This is a genomic window from Bradyrhizobium sp. AUGA SZCCT0222, assembly GCF_018130205.1.
In the GTDB taxonomy this organism is placed as follows: domain Bacteria; phylum Pseudomonadota; class Alphaproteobacteria; order Rhizobiales; family Xanthobacteraceae; genus Bradyrhizobium.
Window position 1 is genome coordinate 93665 of sequence record NZ_JAFCLX010000011.1, and the last position, 20511, is coordinate 114175.

19 protein-coding genes and 2 pseudogenes are annotated in these 20511 nt (G+C 62.1%); 10 read left to right on the forward strand and 11 right to left on the reverse strand.

What is annotated here, in order from left to right:
• The first annotated feature begins 17 nt into the window (after window positions 1-17).
• From guaA to JQ629_RS12330, 4 genes are all read left to right on the forward strand, one after another.
• On the forward strand, window positions 18-1613 hold the full coding sequence (guaA, locus tag JQ629_RS12315) for a glutamine-hydrolyzing GMP synthase (RefSeq protein ID WP_212412897.1): 1596 nt from the start codon (window positions 18-20) through the stop codon (window positions 1611-1613).
• A gap of 75 nt (window positions 1614-1688) precedes the next feature.
• Entirely contained in the window at window positions 1689-2984 is a 1296-nt protein-coding gene (locus JQ629_RS12320; RefSeq protein WP_212412898.1) for a hypothetical protein, read from the forward strand.
• 381 nt (window positions 2985-3365) lie between these two features.
• Entirely contained in the window at window positions 3366-4010 is a 645-nt protein-coding gene (locus JQ629_RS12325; RefSeq protein WP_212412899.1) for a class I SAM-dependent methyltransferase, read from the forward strand.
• Window positions 4011-4217: 207 nt separating this feature from the next.
• The gene (locus tag JQ629_RS12330) at window positions 4218-4445 is read left to right on the forward strand and encodes a type II toxin-antitoxin system Phd/YefM family antitoxin (RefSeq protein WP_212412900.1); all 228 of its coding nucleotides are present in this window, start codon (window positions 4218-4220) and stop codon (window positions 4443-4445) included.
• 803 nt (window positions 4446-5248) lie between these two features.
• Here the strand turns inward: JQ629_RS12330 and JQ629_RS12335 are convergent.
• Window positions 5249-5407 carry a hypothetical protein gene (locus JQ629_RS12335; protein ID WP_212412901.1) on the reverse strand — a complete coding sequence of 53 codons (159 nt, stop codon included), beginning with the start codon at window positions 5405-5407 and terminating at the stop codon, window positions 5249-5251.
• Window positions 5408-5548: 141 nt separating this feature from the next.
• Window positions 5549-5776 (reverse strand): annotated as a pseudogene (locus JQ629_RS12340) (glutathione binding-like protein); the annotation flags it as partial.
• A gap of 503 nt (window positions 5777-6279) precedes the next feature.
• On the opposite strand from JQ629_RS12340, the gene JQ629_RS12345 reads away from it, so the two are divergent.
• Both JQ629_RS12345 and JQ629_RS12350 read left to right on the forward strand, forming a co-directional pair.
• Entirely contained in the window at window positions 6280-6831 is a 552-nt protein-coding gene (locus tag JQ629_RS12345; protein ID WP_212412902.1) for a carboxymuconolactone decarboxylase family protein, read from the forward strand.
• Window positions 6832-6839: 8 nt separating this feature from the next.
• Window positions 6840-8252 carry an amidase gene (locus tag JQ629_RS12350; protein ID WP_212412903.1) on the forward strand — a complete coding sequence of 471 codons (1413 nt, stop codon included), beginning with the start codon at window positions 6840-6842 and terminating at the stop codon, window positions 8250-8252.
• On the opposite strand, the gene JQ629_RS12355 is transcribed toward JQ629_RS12350, so the two are convergent.
• The 4 genes from JQ629_RS12355 to JQ629_RS12370 form a co-directional block, all read right to left on the reverse strand.
• Complete coding sequence (locus JQ629_RS12355; protein WP_249135003.1) at window positions 8231-9211, reverse strand: thioredoxin family protein; 981 nt, start codon at window positions 9209-9211, stop codon at window positions 8231-8233. The genes JQ629_RS12350 and JQ629_RS12355 overlap by 22 nt on opposite strands.
• Window positions 9212-9213: 2 nt before the next feature.
• A complete protein-coding gene (locus tag JQ629_RS12360; RefSeq protein WP_212412905.1) occupies window positions 9214-9915 on the reverse strand; it encodes a cytochrome c biogenesis CcdA family protein in 702 nt (233 codons plus the stop codon).
• Between the two features lie 30 nt (window positions 9916-9945).
• Window positions 9946-10362: a cupin domain-containing protein gene (locus tag JQ629_RS12365; RefSeq protein WP_212412906.1), complete on the reverse strand. Its 417-nt coding sequence runs from the start codon at window positions 10360-10362 to the stop codon at window positions 9946-9948.
• Between the two features lie 84 nt (window positions 10363-10446).
• Window positions 10447-11106, reverse strand: a complete 660-nt coding sequence (locus JQ629_RS12370) for a VOC family protein (RefSeq protein ID WP_212412907.1) — start codon at window positions 11104-11106, stop codon at window positions 10447-10449.
• 408 nt (window positions 11107-11514) lie between these two features.
• On the opposite strand from JQ629_RS12370, the pseudogene JQ629_RS12375 reads away from it, so the two are divergent.
• Window positions 11515-12122, forward strand: a pseudogene (locus tag JQ629_RS12375) (YdeI/OmpD-associated family protein).
• Window positions 12123-12134: 12 nt separating this feature from the next.
• On the opposite strand, the gene JQ629_RS12380 reads toward JQ629_RS12375, so the two are convergent.
• From JQ629_RS12380 to JQ629_RS12390, 3 genes are read right to left on the reverse strand one after another with little or no spacing between them, the layout of a single operon-like run.
• Window positions 12135-13634, reverse strand: a complete 1500-nt coding sequence (locus JQ629_RS12380; protein WP_212412908.1) for a tripartite tricarboxylate transporter permease — start codon at window positions 13632-13634, stop codon at window positions 12135-12137.
• A 1-nt stretch (window position 13635) separates the two neighbouring features.
• Complete coding sequence (locus JQ629_RS12385; RefSeq protein WP_211994526.1) at window positions 13636-14094, reverse strand: tripartite tricarboxylate transporter TctB family protein; 459 nt, start codon at window positions 14092-14094, stop codon at window positions 13636-13638.
• Between the two features lie 31 nt (window positions 14095-14125).
• Window positions 14126-15106, reverse strand: a complete 981-nt coding sequence (locus JQ629_RS12390; RefSeq protein WP_212412909.1) for a Bug family tripartite tricarboxylate transporter substrate binding protein — start codon at window positions 15104-15106, stop codon at window positions 14126-14128.
• 207 nt (window positions 15107-15313) lie between these two features.
• On the opposite strand from JQ629_RS12390, the gene JQ629_RS12395 reads away from it, so the two are divergent.
• The 3 genes from JQ629_RS12395 to JQ629_RS12405 all read left to right on the forward strand — a co-directional run bounded on the left by JQ629_RS12395 (window position 15314) and on the right by JQ629_RS12405 (window position 18589).
• Window positions 15314-16237 (forward strand): LysR family transcriptional regulator, encoded by a 924-nt coding sequence (locus tag JQ629_RS12395; RefSeq protein WP_212412910.1) that lies wholly within the window; start codon window positions 15314-15316, stop codon window positions 16235-16237.
• 167 nt (window positions 16238-16404) lie between these two features.
• Window positions 16405-17355, forward strand: coding sequence for a 5-dehydro-4-deoxyglucarate dehydratase (gene kdgD / locus JQ629_RS12400; RefSeq protein ID WP_212412911.1), 951 nt, complete (start codon window positions 16405-16407; stop codon window positions 17353-17355).
• A gap of 76 nt (window positions 17356-17431) precedes the next feature.
• The gene (locus JQ629_RS12405; protein WP_212412912.1) at window positions 17432-18589 is read left to right on the forward strand and encodes a substrate-binding protein; all 1158 of its coding nucleotides are present in this window, start codon (window positions 17432-17434) and stop codon (window positions 18587-18589) included.
• Window positions 18590-18633: 44 nt separating this feature from the next.
• Here JQ629_RS12405 and JQ629_RS12410 read toward each other — a convergent pair whose 3' ends face one another.
• A complete protein-coding gene (locus JQ629_RS12410; RefSeq protein ID WP_212412913.1) occupies window positions 18634-19926 on the reverse strand; it encodes a TRAP transporter large permease in 1293 nt (430 codons plus the stop codon).
• A 1-nt stretch (window position 19927) separates the two neighbouring features.
• Window positions 19928-20428 (reverse strand): TRAP transporter small permease, encoded by a 501-nt coding sequence (locus tag JQ629_RS12415; RefSeq protein ID WP_212412914.1) that lies wholly within the window; start codon window positions 20426-20428, stop codon window positions 19928-19930.
• Window positions 20429-20511 lie beyond the last annotated feature (83 nt).

The following is a 20511-nucleotide window of genomic DNA, read 5'->3' on the forward strand; positions in this document are numbered from 1 at the left end:
TCGCGTAATTCCTGTCCATGACAGCAGCACAGCCCGCAGCAGAGTCGACGCCTTCAGTGGCCTCGGCGCACGACAAGATTCTGATCGTCGATTTCGGCAGTCAGGTGACGCAACTGATCGCCCGCCGCGTCCGCGAGGAGGGCGTTTATTCCGAGATCGTGCCGTTCCAGAAGGCGGAGCAAGCCTTCCAGGAGATGAAGCCGAAAGCGGTGATCCTCTCCGGCGGTCCGGAATCGGTGCATGAGGCCGGCTCGCCCCGCGCGCCGCAGCTGATCTTCGATTCCGGCGTTCCCGTGCTCGGCATCTGCTACGGCCAGATGACCATGGCCGCCCAGCTCGGTGGCGAGGTCGAGGGCGGCCATCACCGCGAATTCGGCCGCGCCGATGTCGAGGTCAAGGCATCGAGCCAGCTGTTCGAATCCACCTGGGGCATGGGCGAGAAGCACCAGGTCTGGATGAGCCATGGCGACCGCATCACAAAAATGCCGCCGGGCTTTTCGGTCGCGGGCGTCAGCGCCAACGCGCCGTTCGCGATCATCCAGGACGAGACGCGCAAATATTACGGCCTGATGTTCCACCCCGAAGTGGTGCACACGCCCGACGGCGCAAAGCTGATCCGCAATTTCGTCCGGAAAGTTTCCGGCCTCACCGGCGACTGGACCATGCGCGCCTTCCGCGAGGAGGCGATCGAAAAGATCCGCGCCCAGGTCGGCAAGGGCAGGGTGATCTGCGGCCTCTCCGGCGGCGTCGACTCGGCCGTCGCCGCGGTGCTGATCCACGAAGCCGTCGGCGACCAGCTCACCTGCGTGTTCGTCGATCACGGCATGCTGCGGCTGGACGAAGCCAAGACCGTCGTCGACCTGTTCCGGCACCACTACAACATCCCGCTGGTGCACGTGGACGCGTCAAAACAGTTCCTCGGCGAACTCGAAGGCGTCACCGACCCCGAAGTAAAACGCAAAACCATCGGCCGCCTGTTCATCGACGTGTTCGATGCCGAGGCGAAAAAGATCGGCGGCGCGGATTTTCTGGCGCAGGGCACGCTCTACCCCGACGTGATCGAGAGCGTCTCCTTCACCGGCGGTCCTTCAGTCACCATCAAGAGCCACCACAATGTCGGCGGCCTTCCTGATCGTATGAACATGAAGCTGGTCGAACCCTTGCGCGAATTGTTCAAGGACGAGGTCCGCGTGCTCGGCCGCGAACTAGGCCTCCCCGAAATTTTTGTGGGCCGCCATCCATTCCCCGGCCCCGGCCTCGCCATCCGCTGCCCCGGCGACATCACCAAGGAAAAGCTCGACATCCTCCGCAACGCCGACGCCGTCTATATCGATCAGATCAGGAAACACGGCCTCTACGATGCGATCTGGCAGGCTTTTGCGGTTCTGCTGCCGGTGAAAACCGTCGGCGTGATGGGCGATGGCCGCACCTACGAATACGTCGTCGGCCTCCGCGCCGTCACCTCCACCGACGGCATGACCGCCGACTTCTATCCCTTCGAGATGAAGTTTCTGGGCGAGACCGCAACAAGGATCATCAACGAGGTGAAGGGGGTGAACCGGGTGGTGTATGACGTGACGTCTAAGCCACCGGGGACGATTGAGTGGGAGTAGGGGCGAGAGCCTTTACAACTTGAGATATATCGGTTCTTCTTGCCGCTCGGCACGACATTTCGCCGGAGAGCAAAAGTGACCTCAGAAATTTGCGTGATGAACCGGCACTCGCTCGTGCTTGCGTCGGACAGTGCGGCGACTGTAACTCGTTGGGAAAACGGAAAGAACGAAGAACGCTACTTTAAAGGCTCGAATAAGATATTCCAGATTTCGAATAGCGAGCCCATTGGCGTGATGATCTATGATTCAGCTGATCTCCAGAGGATTCCTTGGGAGATTATCGTCAAGACGTTCAGGTCTCAGCTGGGGTCAACTTCATTCCGAACAGTTCGTGAATATGGACTTCAATTTCTGAGCTTCATTGAAGGCCATCGAGGTCTTTATCCAGCAAGTTACCTTGACGAACTGCTTATCGAGAACGTCGATCAGATAATGATCCGCTTCTTGAATACGATCAACGAAGACGATCGTGTGAAGGCAGCAGGTGATGATCCCTCGGCGATTATAGAGGCGAAGAAAGCAGCGCTCAGTGATTTTATCGCTATCACGGACGCTTTTCCGTTGCCGCCACCCTTAACCGTCGAACAACTCGCAGCAGTTCGCGCTAAGCACCTCGCGCGATTGGAAGCCGAGGCAGAAACAAATCTGCAAGTGTTTTCAGAGAGTGCACCGTTGGACAAGACGGACCTCGTAGATCTGGCGATTAATGCACTCTTTCGTAGGCCTCAGATATTTTTGTCGCAAACGGGCATCGTGATTGCGGGGTACGGTACCGAAGACTTTTTTCCGTCTTACGTTGAATTCTCTTGCTTGGGTTTTGTTGGCGATTGGCTTTGTTCCTTGGAGAAAGGAGATCACGCGATTACGCAGCGGGATTCTGGTTTTTTCAAAGCGTTCGCGACTACTGCGATGGCAGATACGTTCACCATGGGATTCGGGCCTGATGTTTTTAGTCTTGTTCAGTCGCATCTCCGGGATGTGCTGAATGATTTTGCCGGCAAGGTCGGGTCAACCGCGCCAAATCTCGAAGCGCTAGTAAACGAGGCTGTGAAGAGTCACACTGACAAGTGGACCGCTGACGTTTTTGAGAAGCACGGGAGGCCACTAAGGCGTGTCATAGGGTCTCTGCCGACTGATGAACTAGCGGAGCTTGCCGAAACGCTGGTCATGCTGGAATCTTTGAAGGAAAAAGTAACCAGCCCTAGCGAATCGGTCGGTGGACCAATAGATGTTGCTATTATTACCAAGCATGAGGGGTTTGTTTGGGCTAAGAGGAAGCTATACTTTGATCCAAAGCTTAATTCGCGGTTCTTTTTGAGGCAGCAAGCTGACCATCAACGAAGTATGGAGACTGCGAATGCCCCAGAATAGCAGAAAAGATTACGATGATCTCCTTAAGAAGGGTGATTCTTCTAATCGCAAATTGGATGCAGCAAAGAAGGGTCGAATTATCATAACTCCGAAGCGTGACAGTACGCGATTGGAGTTTGATCGACTCCTCAACGAAGCGCAACGAACGCAAGACGACGTAACGTCGAAGGCTCTTCGACATAAAGTTTGAAGAACTCGTAGGGTGAGTTGGCCGTAGGCGTAATCCACCGCATTGTTTCACCGTGACAAATTAGTGGAGCGGCGGGTTACGCTTCGCTAACCCGCCCTGTACGAGTTCCAATCCCCGCCCTACGGGCTGTCATCCGAAGTTCCCAATTCCTCCGTCCTTATATGCTAGAAGCCTCCGCATAGGGGGACGCCATGTTTCGTACCGCAAATGATGCGCAGTTCTGGGACCGCATCGCGCGCAAATATGCCGCCGATCCGATCGCCGATATGCCGGGCTATGAGCGCACGCTGGAGCGAACGCGACATTATCTCAACGGCAATGAGGCGGCTTTCGAGTTCGGATGCGGGACGGGAACGACGGCGCTTAGACTTGCGCCATCGGTCGGGCGCATCATGTCGACCGACCTGTCCGGCGAAATGATCGCGATCGCGCGTGAGAAGGCTCACGCCGAAGGCTGCGGCAATATCACGTTCGAGGTGGCGCGGCCCGAGGCGGCGCAGTGGCCCGACGGAAGTTTTGACGTCGCGTTCGGCTTCAATGTCCTGCATCTGGTGGCCGACCGCGCCGCGGTCTTGCGAGGCATCCATCGGCTGCTGCGGCCTAGCGGGCTGTTCCTTTCGAAGACGCCATGCCTGAAGGAAATGAATCCGCTGCTGCGGATCGCGGTGCCCTTGGCGCAGCTCATCGGCAAGGCGCCCCATGTGACGTTCCTGTCCGCGGAGGATCTGGAGCGCGAGATCGCGTCGGCGGGATTTGAAATCATCGAACTTGCGCGCCACGCCTCGCGCGGCAAGGACGCGCGGCCATTCGTCGTGGCGCGAAAGGCGATGATTTGAGCACCCGATGAACTCGATAACGTCAGCTCGTAGGGTGGATTAGCCGAAGGCGTAATCCACCGCATTGTTCTACGACGAAGCGGCGGGTTACGCTTCACTAACCTGCCCTATGGCTGCGAGCTGACGGCGGCCTGTCCCTTCGCCGCCCCTGCAATAAAGGGCGCTCAAGTGTTATATGACTACTGTGGTCATATAGGAGCTGCTCCGATGCGCGAGATTCAACTTCGTGACGCAAAGGCTAGCCTGTCTGCGCTCGTGGATGAAGCGATGCGGGGAGAGCCGGCTGTCATTACCCGTCACGGTAAGCGGCAGGCGGTGGTTGTGAGCTACGAGGAGTGGGAGCGGTTATCGACCGTTCCGAGCTTTGGTCGCCTGCTGATGGCGGCACCGATGACGGCAGACGACGTGCCCGGCGGTGACAAACCTGGCCCTTGAATTTCTGGCCGGTCACCGTCAAGCAACTCCCGCGACATGTATTCGAACCGAGAAATCGCAGAGGGGCGCGCGGACTTTAGCCGTGGGCCGGCGCCGCCATCGGCTGCGCCGTCTCGTCCGCAACAACGAAGTTGCATCGCGACCTGCGACAAAACAACCCGACGACGGGCAAATCAGTTCTGATTGTCAGAATTCATGTCAAGTCCAAAATTTCCGTAAATCAAAAATATTTTCCTTTCCAGGCACCCCAAATCACCGGCACATATTTGCCCATCCCGTCCTGCCATGAGGGGCGTCGGCCATCGTCACGAACGTTGGGCGGGTTGCGATGGACGCCGATGTTGTGCTTGACGGGCGCGGCGGAGGCGTACGGCAAAAGCGTGTGGTCCTGGCGCCCGTAACGGCGTCAAGCTTTTGGGAGGCTAACGCTGACCAGAGGCGACGGTGGCAATAGAGGCCGTCTCACCGGGGAGAGCGCGTCATAAGCCGTAAAGCCATTGCGCAGGGAAGGCTGGGTGTTCCCCGCTGCCCTGTATGCTCGTGTGCACCATCTTGTTGCACAATCGCACACGAGACCGCGGGTGCAGCGCGCACCCAGTCTTCCCTGCGCCCTCTATTTGAAGAGGGCGAAACTGAATGCAAAGCTCGGGCATTTCGTGCCGCGAGAACGCGGACACGTATCATCAGCTGTTTGACAGTTTAATCGGACGAGATGCGGCCGGACGCCCACCGCCAGCCAAAAACCCACGGCCTGACCCCCGCGAACGCCGCTTGCGTCGCGGGAGTAAGGCTGGAAGATGATGTCAGTTCGGGCGGTCGGTCGCACGGCGAAGGTCGCCGTCACCTTTCAAGCGGCGAAGGATCCAGCGCCCAATGTCGCCAAAGATGCCGCCGCTGATCGCCTCGAGTTCTGCTTCCGTCAACTCGCGGATTTCCGAGTTCTTCTGATCCATGTTCTGCATTGTCGTCTCCTTTCAGATCGGGCGGACCATTCCGCCGTCGATGGGCAGATCAATGCCGCAAGCACCCCTCGCGTCGCTGTGACTGATGTCACACGACGTCGCTTGGGTGCCGACGAGGTTCGAAAACGCTGTGAAGAAATCTCAGGCGGCATCTGCCGCAGCAAAATGCGCCATCTGGTCAGCGTGCGCCTTTACGAAAGACGGCCGGGCCGCGGCGCGCGCGACATAGTCGTGACAGGCGAGATATTTCGCCAGGCCGTCGAACCGGGCGACGAGGCGCAGCACATCCGCCATGAGGATGTCGGCGACGGAAAATGTCTCGGCGAGCCATTCGCGTCCTGCCAGCACGGCCTCCATCGCCTGCGTGCGCAAGCTGATCGTCATTCTCAACACCATGATCGCACGACGGCAGAAATGGGATCCCAGCCGTCACGCGCTGAGCTGAGCGAGTGCGCCTACCGCGCTCGGTCCAGGCCGAGCACCGGGCTACTTCCAACACAGTTGCTCTTACGAGAGGGCAGGGAATTTCTGGCAAAGCTCGGGCATATCAGGCCGCGAGAACGCGGACCTGTGTTTGATCCGTGGTGTAACAACAAACACCGCCGTCGTCCCGGCCTTGAGCTCAGATGCGCAATTGCGCATCGGGGGACCCATAACCACAGGCAGAAGTTTTGCGAATGGTCTCTGCTAACGAGGCTTCACCGAGAGATCACGCGGTATGGGTCCCGGGATTCGCCGGGACGACGCATGGGTGGAGTCCTGTTTGACAATACTCGCCACGGACAGAGCTGCTATTCGTGACTGACCCGCGCCAATGATTCCTGCTTGTGGCAACATCACTGCAATTCCCATCCTCGACTAAGGATAAATCCATGTCACGCGTGTCGATCAAGACCAAAGCCGATCTCCCGGCCGAGCTGCAACCGCTGTGGGACAAGATGACGACCTATGGCGCGTTCGAGAACCAGGCGGGTGTGATGGCGCACCGGCCGCCGATCTTCAAGCACACCTGGTCGCTGCTGGTTGATCTCGCCGAGAGCGGCACCTTGTCGAAGCGGCATCTGGAGATCGCGCTGGTCGCGGTGTCCCTGTTGAACAAGTGCGACTATTGCGTTTCGCACCACGCGCCGAAACTGGCGATCCAGGGCGTATCGGAAGCGGGCGCCGAACGGCTGCTCGACTACAAGGACCATCCGGAACTCGACGACGTCGACAAGCTCGTGGTCGAATATTCCGTTGCGGTGAACAATAACTGGAGCAAGACCCGCGACGAAATCTTTACCCGCCTTCGCGAACATTTCTCCGAAGCCCAGATTGTCGAACTGACCTGGCGCATCTCGCTGTGTGGCGCCTTCAACCGCTTCACCGATATCCTGCAATGCGATATCGAGCCGAGCGTCCCCGCGCGTGAAGCGGCCGAGTAGGCCGCGCGATGCCCGACGATTTGAACTGGCTTTCCGCCCGCGAGATGACCCGGCGCTTCGCCAACGGCGACCTGTCGCCGGTCGATGTGTTGGAAGCGACCCTGGCGCGACTGCATGCGGTCAATCCGGCTCTCAATGCCACGTGCCTGCTGGATGAGCCGCAGGGGAGACGATTAGCTGCAGAGTCGGCGAAACGCTGGCGTCGCGGTGAGCCAATGGGGCCGCTCGACGGCGTGCCGGTCGCGATCAAGGACACCGGACATGTCGCGGGTTGGCCGATGCGCATCGGCTCGCATTCGACCGCAACGGCGCCCAGCGCCGAAGATACGCCCGGTGTCGCGCGCCTGCGTGAGGCCGGCGCGGTGTTCTTCTGCAAGACAACGACTCCGGAATTCGGCTGGAAGGGGATTACGCACGGCCCGCTCACCGGCATCACGCGCAACCCCTGGGATACTTCCCGCACGCCCGGCGGCTCCAGCGGCGGCTCGGCCGCCCTGGTTGCGGCGGGCGTCGTGCCGTTAGCCACCGGCGGCGATGGCGGCGGTTCTATCCGCATCCCCGCGGCGTTCAGCGGCGTGTTTGGCTTGAAGGCGAGCTACGGCGTGGTGCCGAATTTGCTGGGGCCGATGGGAACGCTCGCGGTCTATGGCGGCCTGTCGCGCGACGTCGCCGATAGCGCGCTGCTGCTGAACGTGCTGGCGCGGCCTGACGCGCGGGATTCCTTCGCCATTCCCTATCGCGGCATCGACTATCTCGACGGCCTCGACCAGGGGGTGGCGGGAATGAAGATCGCATGGTCGCCCGATCTCGGCTTCCCGGTCACCGAGCCTGCAATCGTCGCCGGCATGCAGCCGGCCATTGATGCGCTGGTGAAGGCCGGCGCCGATGTGAATAGTGTCGATCTGGATCTGTCCGCGGCGCAGCCTGCGCTGGAAGTGATCTGGGGCGCATCGCATGCTGCGGTGGTGCGGGGCTTCGAGGGCGAGCAACTGGCGGCGCTCGATCCGGGTCTGCTGCGGCTGGTCATCGCCGCCCAGGATATTTCGGCGAGCGAATTGCAGGCGGCCTATGTCGACATGCGCACGCTCAGCCAGCAGATGCATCACTTCCATCAGCACTATGATCTGTTGCTGACGCCGACCATTCCCATCACAGCCTTCGCCGCCGGCGTCGACACGCCGGATCCGGCGCGCTTTCCCCAGTGGTTCGATTGGACGCCATTGACGTGGCCGTTCAACCTCACCCGCCAGCCCGCGGCCTCGGTGCCGTGCGGATTTGTCGACGGCTTGCCGATCGGCCTGCAGATCGTGGGGCCGATGTTCAGCGAGGAGAAAATCCTCCGCGCCAGCCGCTGCGTCGAACAGGCCTGCGCCAGCGGCGCGCGACCGAATCTGGCCGATCAACCGAACGTAAAGCTGTAAGCGCTCAGGCCGGCCTTGGGCACTATCAGGCGCAACACATGCTCGCCACTGCTGCCGCTGTAGATGGGATAAAGCCGGCTTCCATCGATGGTGACCGGCGGTTGCGGCGTGCCGTCCACGGTGACGGAGACCGCTTGCGGCGATGGGCTGCCCGCGACCAGATTGACCTTGGGCGCGTTGAAGCGGAGCACGATCTCGCTACCGTCTGCCGAGGCGGTGGCGCTGTCGCCAACCAGCTTCCAATCGCCACCGAGCGCGAAGCGTCCTTGCGGCACGCTGTCCGGCAGCGCGTAGGATCGCTCTCCGGCTGCGGCATCCTGCGAGCCCACGATGGCGCCGTCGTTCTTCTCCGACCCGAGATAGATTTCGGGCGTTTCGATGCCGGCGAGATCCGGATCACTGGCCTGCGCGGAGGGCGTGGCTTCGCCGACGAGGCGGGCGATCGCGTTCTCCATCTGCTGGTAGCCGCCTTCGCCGAACTGCGTCGCGACGATGGTGCCGGACCTGTCGATCAGATATCCGGCCGGCCAATACTGATTACCGAAGGCGCGCCAGGTGCGGTACTGATTGTCCTGAGCAACCGGGTATTTGATGCCGAAGCGCTTGATGGCGGTCTCGACATTCGCCGTCTCCCGCTCGAAGGCGAATTCAGGCGTGTGCACGCCGACCACGACGAAACCCTTGTCCTTGTAGGTGTCGTACCACTTCGTCACATAGGGCAGGGTGCGCACGCAGTTGATGCAGGAATAGGTCCAGAACTGCACCAGCACGACCTTGCCGCGCAGGCTTTCCAGCGTCAGCGGCGGCGAATTCAGCCAGGCCGAAATCCCGGCAAATTCCGGCGCGGTGCGGCGCTCGCCCGATGTGGTTTGCTCACCGCGGGTCAGCGACGGGCTGAACTGCACGACGACGAGGAAGCCGACGATCAGAAGCACAATGACGGTGAGTAACTTGCGCATGGTCATAGTCCTGTTTGGTGGTTCGGGTAGAAGTCCGAGAGCCACACCGTGATGATGGTGTCGTATTGCGTGTAGAAAGCGAACGCGACGAGCAGTACTGCCGCGCCGAAGCTGCGCTGCAGGGCAGGCGTGTAGGGCGCGAGCCTGCGCATCTGGGTGGTGGCGTATTGCCCGCCATAAGCGATCAGCAATATCGGGATCGCCGCGCCGGTTGCGTAGGTGACGAGCAGCACGCCGGCGCGCGCGAGGTCTTCGGACGTTGCAATCAGCGTGAGTATGGAGCCGAGCACCGGCCCGGCGCAGGGCGTCCACAACACGCCGAGCGAGAGGCCGAGAACGAGGCCGCCGAAATTGCCCGGTCCGGCAGCCCGCACGGCGCCATCCGCGTGCGAGAGCAGGCCGCTCAACCGCGCTACAAGCCATTCGTAGGGCCGCGGCCAGAGCATCAAGACGCCGAAGCCGCCGAGCAGCACGATGGAAATCTTGCGCAAGCTGTCATGCGACAGCCCCAACACCGTTGGGAACGCGCTGAACAGCAATGCGAAGCCGGAGAAGGCGATGACGAAACCGGTCACGATGAACAATGGCCGCAACCGGCCGTGTTGGCCGATGGACGTGCCGAGCAGGATCGGAAGCAGCGGCAGGATGCACGGCGCCGCCGCCGTCAGCAGTCCTGCCGCGAGGGCGAGGGCTATGTCGATCATCGCAGTATTCCTCGTGGGAAGCCGTCGCCGTCACTTCTTCAACGTCAGAAGCGGCTTGCCCTTTTCGACGATGTAGGTGGCGAGCTCGCTGCCGGTGACGCTGCCGACATTTTTGGCCGCGTGAACGGTACCGGCCGGAATGAACAGGACATCGCCCGCCTTGAGGGTAACCGGTGGCTTGCCCTCGACCTCGTATTCGAGCGTGCCTTCCAGCACATTGACGATTTCTTCGCCGGGATGGCTATGCCTGCCGAACGCCGCACCCGGCGCGAAATCGACGCGCACCTGGACGACCTCGCGTCCGGGAATGCTGAGATCATGCCGCTGCAGGTCGGTTCGCGTGATGCCGGACGGCTGCGCCTGCGCCGCGGGCAGTGCCAAAACGCTTGCCGCGATCAACGCCGCGCTCGCTACAATTTGCAGGGTCTTCAACAGATGGTTGCTCATATCGATTCTCCTTGGGTTGAGGAAGTTCACGAGCCCGCGTGGACCGGGCCGAGACCCGGCCGGTCCGCGTGGGATAAAAGCTGCTCACAGCGGCAGCGGCTCGCCGGCCTGTTCCTTGGCGATGTACTCGGCGTACCAGTCCGGCCAGTTCACATCGTGCTGGCCGCCGTTCCGCTTCTCGTGCTCGCCATGGGCTGCCGCCGCGCGGCGAAGGGCGCTGGCGATTTCGGCCGCCGACGAGAAATTCGTGTTGCCTTCGATCCGTCCGGGGGCGCGGGCGGTGACTTCCTGGAACAGCCAGCCATTGCCATCGGGGTCGCTAAAGGAAGCATAGGACTGGTAGGTGCGACGCTCCGGATCCGGGCCGCTGGCGCGATCGCGTCCAAGCAGGAAGGGTTCATGTTTGGCGGTGAACACGCCGTCGGCAGCGTGGAACACTTCGCTCACATCGACGCCGCGACCCTGCAATTCCTTGCGCGCGGCTTCGATGTCGGAGACGACGAGGTAGAGCCCCTGTGCGGAGCCGGGGGCCGCCGCGGTGACGTTCTTGCCGAAGATGACAGAGGCGCCCGAGCCGGGCGGGGTGAACTGGATGACGCGATAGTCCTTGCCGTCGGCGAAGTCGGCATCGAGCCGCCAGCCGAGGCTGCCGTAGAACGCCTTGGCGCGATCGACGTCGGAAACCGGGATAACGACGACCTCGAGCTTCATGGCGGGGCTCGCGGTCTTGCTTGCATTGGTCATGGTCCTTCTCCCTTTGTGAGTTAGATCGGATGCGATCTAGTTGCGTACGCGCTATAAAGCCTCGAAAGCATCGAATGTCAATGCGTCCGATTTAATCGTATACGATATATTATTCACGTGTTCGTGTCCGGCAGGCGGGGCGCTGGCCGAGGCCGAAAGGCCGTTCCGGGGCGATTCCCCAGTAATTTCCCTAGTAAATTCAAAGGGAAGCTTCGCGACATTCCGGAAACCTCCGGGAGATGTGTAAGCTCGTCACCGCACGGCTACTGCTGCCTGGGGGCATTATGGATGACATCTACGACGGAGAGTAAGGCCGGCTGCGCGCTGCGCCGCTTCTGAAGCCCGGTAGATGTGCGCGATGATAGAAGCGTTCAACTACCGAATGATTCTGCGATCAAAGGTCCGCTGGTGGCACCCGTTAAAATCAATCCCGACAAGATCCGCGAATTCAAGGACGCCGAGAGTTTCTACAAATGGCTCGGCAAGCACCACGACAAGGAAGCCGAGATCTGGATCAAGATCCACAAGGTGGATTCAGGATTCAAATCGATCACGCCCAAGCAGGCCATCGATGTCGTGCTGTGCTGGGGATGGATCGATGGCCAGCGCAAGGGTTTTGACGACAAGAGCTAATGCAGCGCTATACGCCGCGCACGAGGAAAAGCATCTGGAGTCAGATCAACGTCGATAATGTCGCGCGGCTGATCGACGAAGGCCGGATGACCGATCACGGCTTAGAGGAAGTCGACGCGGCCAAGTCCGACGGGCGCTGGGCGCGCGCCTATAACAGCAAGGACATGAAGATCCCCGATGATCTGCAGGCCGCGATCGATGCGGAGCCCAAGGCAAAGGCCATGCTGGCGAAACTCAGCGCGCAGAACCGCTTCGCGCTGGCGTTTCGGACTCACAACATGAAAACCGAAGCCGGACGGAAGAAGAAGGTCGAGACGTTTGTCGCGATGCTCAAGCGCGGTGAGACCATCTATCCGCAAGGCAAGAAACGAGGCGAGAAATGAGTGATGTTGCGGTCACTCCGCCAGCGCCTCCTGGCGGCTGCGCCGGATCGCGGGGAATATCATCAGCAGGAACAGCACCGCGACCAGGGCGAGCAGCGTGGCGCTGATCGGACGGCGCAGGAAGACCGAAAAATCGCCGTCCGCCAGCAGCATCGCGCGCCGGAAATTTTCCTCAAGCTGCGGGCCGAGCACGAGCCCGAGCAACAGCGGCGCGGGCTCGACGCCCACCTTGATGAAGAAGTAGCCGATCACCGCGCAGCCGAGCATCAGCCAGACGTTGAACAGATTGTTGGCGATGCCGAAGGTGCCGATGCAGCAGAACAGCACGATCGCCGGGAACAGCAGGCGATAGGGAATCTTCAGCATCGAGACCCACACGCCGATCAGGGGCAGGTTGATCACCAGCAGCATCAAATTGCCGACCCACATGCTGGCGATGACGCCCCAGACCAGTTGCGGTTGTTCGCGCATGATCTGCGGCCCGGGCTGGATGCCCTGCATCATCAGCGCGCCGATCATCAGCGCCATCAGCGCATTGGCGGGGATGCCCAGCGTGAGCAGCGGGATGAAGCTGGTCTGCGCGCCGGCATTGTTGGCGGCCTCCGGCCCTGCGACGCCCTCGATCGCGCCCTTGCCGAAGCGGGAAGGATCGCGGGCGAGCTTTTTCTCCAGCGCATAGGATGAGAACGGCGGCAGCGCCGCCCCGCCGCCCGGCAACACGCCGAGGACGGAACCCAGCAGTGTGCCGCGGACCATCGCCGGGAAGGCGGCGCGAAGATCGGCCCGGCTCGGGATCAGGCTGCGGATCGACTGGCTGACGACGCGCATCGTCGCCGGACGCTCGAGGTTGGCGATGATCTCGCCAAGGCCGAACAACCCCATCGCGACCGGCACGAAGTCGAGTCCGTCGGAGATCTCGGGGATCCCGAAGGTCATCCGCGGCGCGCCAGAATTGACGTCGATGCCGACGAGGCCGAGCAGGATGCCGAGCAGCACCATCGCGAGCGACTTGGCGACGGAGCCGTGCGCGAGCACGACGGCGGCGATCAAACCGAGGACGAGCAGGCTGAAATATTCGACAGCAGTGAATTTCAGCGCCAGCGCCGCCAGCGGCAGGCTGAGCACGGCGATGACGACCGTAGCTACCGTGCCGGCAAAGAACGACGAGATCGCGGCGATGGCGAGCGCGGTCCCGGCCTTGCCCTGTTTGGCCATCTCGTGGCCGTCGAGGCAGGTGACGACCGAAGACGTTTCGCCGGGCACGTTGACGAGGATGGCCGTGGTCGAGCCGCCATATTGCGCGCCGTAGAAGATGCCCGCCAGCATGATCATGGCGGATGGTGGCGACAGGCCGAAGGTGAACGGCAGCAGCAGCGCGACCGCCGGGATCGGCCCGATGCCGGGCAGCACGCCGATCGCGGTGCCGATGACGACGCCGATCAGGCAGAACAGCAGATTGTTCAGCTGCAGGGCGGTAGAGAGCCCCATCAGCAGATTGTCGAAAAGCTCCATGTCAGAACCATGCTCCAGGCCAGATCGGCACCGGCAAGGCCAGCGCCTTGACGAAGAGCAGCACCGCGGCCGCCGAGAGTCCCAGCGCGAACAGCAGGGTTTCGATCGGCCGCGCTTCGCGCGTCGCGAGGCTAGCGATCAGGATTGCGGCAAAGGACGACAACGCAAGGCCGAAGCGCGTGGCTGTCAGTGCGAACACTGCAACCGACGCCGTGATCGCGAGCAGCGGCTGCAGGCGGACCGGCGCGATCCCGACAAAGGGGCGGCGGAGCCCGCGGACGCTGAACCAGAGCCCGAAGCCCAGTAGCATGATGGCGATGGCGCGCGGCATGTAGCCCGGCCCCATGTCGGCGGCATTGCCGCCCGACAGAGTGCGCGTCGCCGCCAGCGCGATTGCAGCGACAGCGATCAGGAACAGGCCGAAGAGCAGGTCCTGCCAATCCGTCCGGCGGGCGTTCATCGCAAGCCTCGCATCGCACCTATCGGTCGCGTCATTCGCCCTTGATGCCGGCTTCGCGAATGATGTCGCCCCAGCGCTTTGTTGAATCCTTCAACCAGGTCGCCATCGCATCGGTGCTGCCGGCGCGGACTTCGCCGCCCTGTTCGGCGATCTTGGCTTTGAGTTCTGGTGTCTCCAGGATCTTGCCGATCTCGGCATTGAGTCGTGCAATCACTGCCGGCGGCGTGCCGCTTGCCACGACGATGCCTTGCCAGGTGCCGAACTCGCCGCCAGGCAGCTTGGCCTCCTTGAAGGTCGGCACATCGGGCGCGGAGGGGACGCGGTGCTCGCCGGTGACCGCGAGACCAATCAACTGCTTGTTGTTCACGAAGGGAAGGGTTGCCGACGCGCCGTTGATAAGGGCGCCGCTTTCGCCGGCGACGACGGCGCGTGTGGCTGCCGCACCGCCCTTGTAGGGCACGTGCTTGAACTGGATGCCGAGTTCCTTCTGCATCACCACGGCGGTGATGTGATTGGCGCCGCCGACGCCGGAATTGGCAACGGCGAGTTTGCCGGGATTGGCCTTGGCATAGGCAATCAGCTCCGCCGCCGTCTTGACCGGGATCGATTCGTGGACGGCCAGCACATAGGGGCCGAACATCACCATCGTGACGGGGGCGAGGTCCTTTTCGAGACTGTAGGTCAGGTTCGAAAACAGGCTGGGCGCCGTCGTGAGCGAACCGAGATCGGTCAGCAGCAGGGTCGTGCCGTCAGGCGTCGCCTTGGCGACGGTGTCGGCGCCGAGATTGCCTGATGCGCCGGGCTTGTTCTCGATCACCACGCTCTGACCGATCGCCGCCGACAGTTTCGGGCTGATCAGCCGCGCCAGGATATCCGAGGTTCCGCCGGGTGCGAACGGCACGATGATGCGCACCGGCCGGTCGAAATTTTGGGCGGAAGCGATGCCCGGCAGTTGGCCGAACAGGATGGCTGCGGCGGCGAGGGCGGCGCGGCGCCCGAAACGTGGAAGCATTGGTTTCTCCTCCGGTCGAATTCGCGCAAGCGCTCTACGGCGTCGCGCATCGCGGTCTTAGGCCGCGCTGATGGCACGATAGGCGATGACCGATCCAATAGCGAACCAGAATGAGGATGGTCCGATACCAATTTTGGATCAAATCACGGACATGCGCTAGGCTAGGCGAGGCGGAGCCGGTATGCGGCGGAGAATAAAGGGAGCGGGATGTTCGAATTGAGTCAGGTGCGCTGCTTCGTGGCCGTGGCGGAGGAACTGCATTTCGGCCGCGCCGCTGCCCGGTTGAACATGACGCAACCACCGCTGAGCCGGCAGATCCAGATTCTCGAACGGATCCTGGGTGTAAAACTGCTTCAGCGCGGCAATCGCCTGGTCCGGCTGACGCCGGCCGGACAAAGCTTCCTGACTGAGGCGCGGCTGATCCTGAAGCTGACGGAGAGCGCGGCGCTGCTGGCGAGGCGCGTGGCGGAAGGCAAGGCCGGCTCGGTCAATATCGGCTTCACCGCCGCATCGTCCTATAGTTATGTCCCGGAGCTGGTCGCGGCCTGCCGCCAGCAACTGCCTGACGTCGAGCTGATCCTCAAGGAAATGGTCAGCGGTGACCAGCTCAAGCGTCTCGGTGCCGGCGAAATCGATATCGGCCTGTTGCGGCCGCCGATCCCGCGCACCGGCCTGCAGTTTTTCCGGGTCAAGGCCGAACGGATGATCGCGGCGGTGCCGGCCGGGCACAAGCTCGCCGGGGCGACGACGATTGATCTCAGGGATCTCGCGGCCGAACCGTTCATCACATATGCTCCCTATGAAGCCCGTTACTTCCATGATCTGCTGGTGGAGCTTTTCTCGCGCGCAGCATTGGCGCCGGTCTATGTCCAGCACCTCGCGCAGATCCATTCGATTCTGGCCATCGTGCAAGCCGGCGTCGGCGTCGCCCTGGTGCCGGAAGCAGCCGAGAAACTGCAGTTCAGGGGCGTCGCCCTGCGTCCGCTGGCGGACGACCAGCAGCGGGCGGCCGAACTCTACTTCGTCTGGCGGGACGACAACGACAATCCGCTGTTGCCGGTGATCGCGGCGATCGCCCGCGATCTGGCGGGCAGAGCGTTTTCCAGCGAAGTGGACACCGGTTCGCGTTAAGAAAACGCGTCAAATCAAGAATCCAGAGCCCCGTTCCGATTATATCGGGACGGAAAAGGCTCTGGCGCCTGAACCATCCAATCAATGGATCATTCGATCCAGCAATTGGTCTGCGGCGGCATCAGTCCCGGTCTACTCCTGAGGTCTTCACAGCGAGGACCGCAGCGATGAGCAGAATGACCCCGAAGGAAATGGCGTTGACGATCGGCAACGGGTTGCTGTCGTTTCCCGTCACGCCGTTCGACGCAGCCAACAAATTCGACGCGGCGCGCTATCGCTCGAATCTCGACTGGCTGTGCAGCTATGAGGTGGCCGGTCTGTTCGCGGCCGGCGGCACCGGCGAATTCTTCTCGCTGACGCCCGCCGAGGTCGTCGACGTCGTGGCAACCGCCGTGCAGCAGACGGCCGGCCGCGTGCCGGTACTGGCCGGCGTCGGTTACGGCACGGCGATGGCGACGGAACTGGCGGCTGCCGTCGAGCACGCCGGCGCCGACGGCGTCCTGCTGCTTCCGCCGTATCTGGTGTTCTCCGAGCAGGCAGGTCTGGCTGCTCATGTGGAGGCGGTGTGCAAGGCGACCAGCCTCGGCGTCATCGTCTACAACCGCGACAACGCCATCCTCACCGAGGACACGATCGCAAGACTTTGCGAACGCTGCCCGAACCTTGTCGGGTTCAAGGACGGCGTCGGCGACATCGAACAGATGACGCGGATCTATCTGCGCATGGGGGACCGGCTGACCTATGTCGGCGGATTGCCGACAGCCGAAACCTTCGCGCTGCCTTATCTCGAAATGGGCGTCACGACCTATTCCTCAGCCGTGTTCAATTTCGTGCCGGACTTCTCGACCAAATTCTACGCGGCCGTGCGGCGTAGCGACCGCGAAACCGTCCAGGCGGGCTTGCGCGATTTCATCATGCCGCTGCTCGCGATCCGCAACCGCAAGCGCGGGTATGCGGTCTCGATGATCAAGGCCGGGATGAAAGTGATCGGTCGCGATTCCGGCCCGGTGCGCTCGCCGCTGACCGACCTGACGTCGGGAGAGGTCGAGGAACTTTCGGCGCTGGTAAGCCGGTTGAAAGCAAGTGAATTCACGCACCGGTCGCTCGCCGCTGCCTGAGTTCGCGCGGCTGCAGGCCTAACGAATCCCTTGTAGGCTCGTTCGCAACCGATTCTTGGTTGCGGAGGGGACGCGTATGGCGTTGCGGTCGATCAAACGCACGGCGCTCGCGCTGCTGGTATGTGGCGTAGGCCTCAGCAGCGCCGATGCCGCCGAACCGATCCGCATCGGCGCGGTGCTGCCGTTTTCCGGCGGCGTTGAGCTTTACGGCCAGCAGGCCAAGCTCGGGCTCGACCTCGCGGCCAAGGAGATCAATGCGGCGGGTGGCATCCTCGGCAGACCCGTCGAGGTGATCTACGCCGACGACAAAACAAGGCCGCCCTCCGCCGAGGCTGCGATGCGCAAGTTGATCGAGACTGATGGCGTTGTGGCGGTAGTTGGCCCCATCACCTCGGCAAACCTGAATGCGATCGTGCCAATCGCGGAGAGCCAGAAAACGCCGCTGCTCTACGCCACGAACTTCGAAGGCGGCAAATGCAGCCGCTATGTCTTCTCGTTCTCGACGGTGCCCAACCAGGACATGGGCCAATTGCTGCCCTACATGAACCAGACCTTCGGCAATACCCATTTTCTGCTCGGCGCCGACCGGGTCTGGCCGCACCAGATGTTCGATATTGCAAAGCCGTTGATTGAGAAGCTCGGCGGCAAGGTCGTCGGCACGCAATATACGCTGGGCACCGAGACGGATTTCACCCCGCTGATCGCGCAGGTGGCGGCGGCCAAGCCGAAGGTGCTGCTGTTCGCGCTGAAAGGCGACGGCATCGATTTCATCCGGCAGGCCGACGAAAAGGGATTGTTCAAGGAGACGACGGTCGCATTCCTTGGATTGTCCGAAATCGATCTCGGCATTTTCCGCGGCAAAGGCCAGAACATGTATACGGCGGTGCCTTCGGTCGCCACCAGCGACGATCCCGCCATCAAGGCCTTCGTCGGCAAGGTTCGTTCTGAGGCCGGCGCCGACGTCCTGGTGTCGAACTATGTCATGACCCACTACAACACGCTGATCGCGCTCAAGGCGGCGATCGAGAACGCCGGCAAGGTTGACAAGGAGGCCATCATCGACGCGCTGGCGGGGCTCGTCTTTCCATCGCCGACCGGGCCGGTGACGATCGACCAGAACCATTACGCGACGATGAACATGTTTATCGCCAGGACACGGGGGAGCGAACTCGTCACCGTCCGCGCGCTGGGCCAGATTGCGCCGCAGCCAGGATGCAAATTGGCGGATCGCTAACGCGGAGACGCGCCATCGAACGCTTCCAAAGGCTCCGCCGCGGTCTACTGGCCGTAGCCCACAAGCAGTTTCGGTAGCCACAATACCGTCGCGGGAAACAGCGAGATGATGATCAGCACCGCGACCCCGGCGCCCAGGAAGGGGCCGAGTTCACGGCTCTCCTCTTCCAGCTTCACGCCGGCGAAGTTGGCGCAGATGTAGAGCAGGATTCCGACCGGTGGCGTGATCAGCCCGAGGCAGAGGTTGAACACCATCACCAGCCCGAAATGGACGAGGTCGATGCCAACGGCCTGGACCACCGGGACCAGCACCGGGATCAGGATGAACATCGCCGGCAGCGGCTCCATGAAGATGCCGATGATGAGCAGGAAGACGTTGATCATCATCAGGATGATCGTCGGATCCGAGGAGAGGGAGCCAATCCAGACCGCGAGCGCGCGCGGTGTGCCGGAGACCGCGAGCAGCCAGCCGAAACCCGATGACAGCGCGATGATGAACATCACCAGCGCGGTGTCGAGGGCGGTCTGGATCAGAATCGGCCAGATCGTCCGGAGGCTGAGCTCCCGGTAGACGAAGAAGCCGATGAAGGCCGCGTAGACCACGGCGATGGTGGCGCTTTCGGTGACCGTGACGATGCCGCCGGTGACGCCGATCAGGATGATCACCGGCATCATCAGCGCCCAGCTTGCCGGCAGGAAGAGCCGCGGAATCTGCCGGATCGGCACGGCTTCCGAGACGGGGTAGTTGCGCTTCACCGAAATCCAGTAGGCCGCGACCATCAGCGACAGCGCAAGCAGGACGCCCGGCACGATGCCGCCGAGGAACAGGGCGATGATGGAGACGCCTTTTCCTGCGGACAGCCCGTAGATGACCAGCGGGATCGAGGGCGGGATGATCGGCCCGTTGACGCAGGCCGACGCCATCAGCGCCGCGGCGAAACCGCCGCCATAGCCCTGTTTCTTCATCGCCGGGATCAGCACCTTGCCGAGCGCCGAGGCGTCGGCCGCCGCCGAGCCCGACAGGCCGGAGAAGATCATCGCCGCCGTCACCGAGGTCAGCGCCAGACCGCCGCGGAACCGGCCGACCATGGCGTTGGCGAGGTTGATGATCTGGTGGGTGATGCCGCCGCCATTCATCAGGTTTCCGGCCAGGATGAAGAAGGGGATCGCGAGCAGCGCGTAGGAATCGGCGCCCACCAGCGTGCGCTGCGCCAGGATCGACATCGGCAGCGAGCCATGGGCCAGGATCGCGCCGATGGTGGCGAGCCCCATCGCGAAGGCAATCGGCACCGACAATGCGAGCAGCAGGAAGAAGCCGCCGATCAGAACGGTGCTCATCTCAGAAATCCCCCGCGAAGCCGTCAGGCTGACGCTTGGAGGGATCGACGATCTTCTCGATGAAGTAGAGCATCATCATCGCGCAGGAGACCGGCGCCGAGAAATAGAAGAAGGCCGGGGTGATATCGAGCGCGCCATAGGTGTTGGGCAGGACGTCGATCGAGAGTTTCAGGCTGTAGATGAACAGCACGATGATGAAGGTCAGGTTGGCGAGTTCGATCACCCAGAACATCACCTGCTGGGCGCGTCCCTTGAGCATGCCGATGAACATGTCGACGCCGATATGCAGCTTTTGCCGGTAGAGCACCGCCGCGCCGATGAAGGTGATCCAGATGAACAGGATGTTGGAGACCTGCTCGATCCAGGCAATCGGTGCGTTGATGACATAGCGCCACCACACGGCGGCAAGCGTGATCAACACGATCGCAGCGACGCAGAGCCCGAGTACGAACTTGGCGATCTCGGTGATGACGTCCGATAGCCTGCCGATGAGCGCCGTCATGCGGGATGCTCCGCTGTCAAACAACAATTGCCGGTCCGGAAGCGCTCACGCGCCGCTTCGGCCCTGGACCGAAGCGTGCGCGC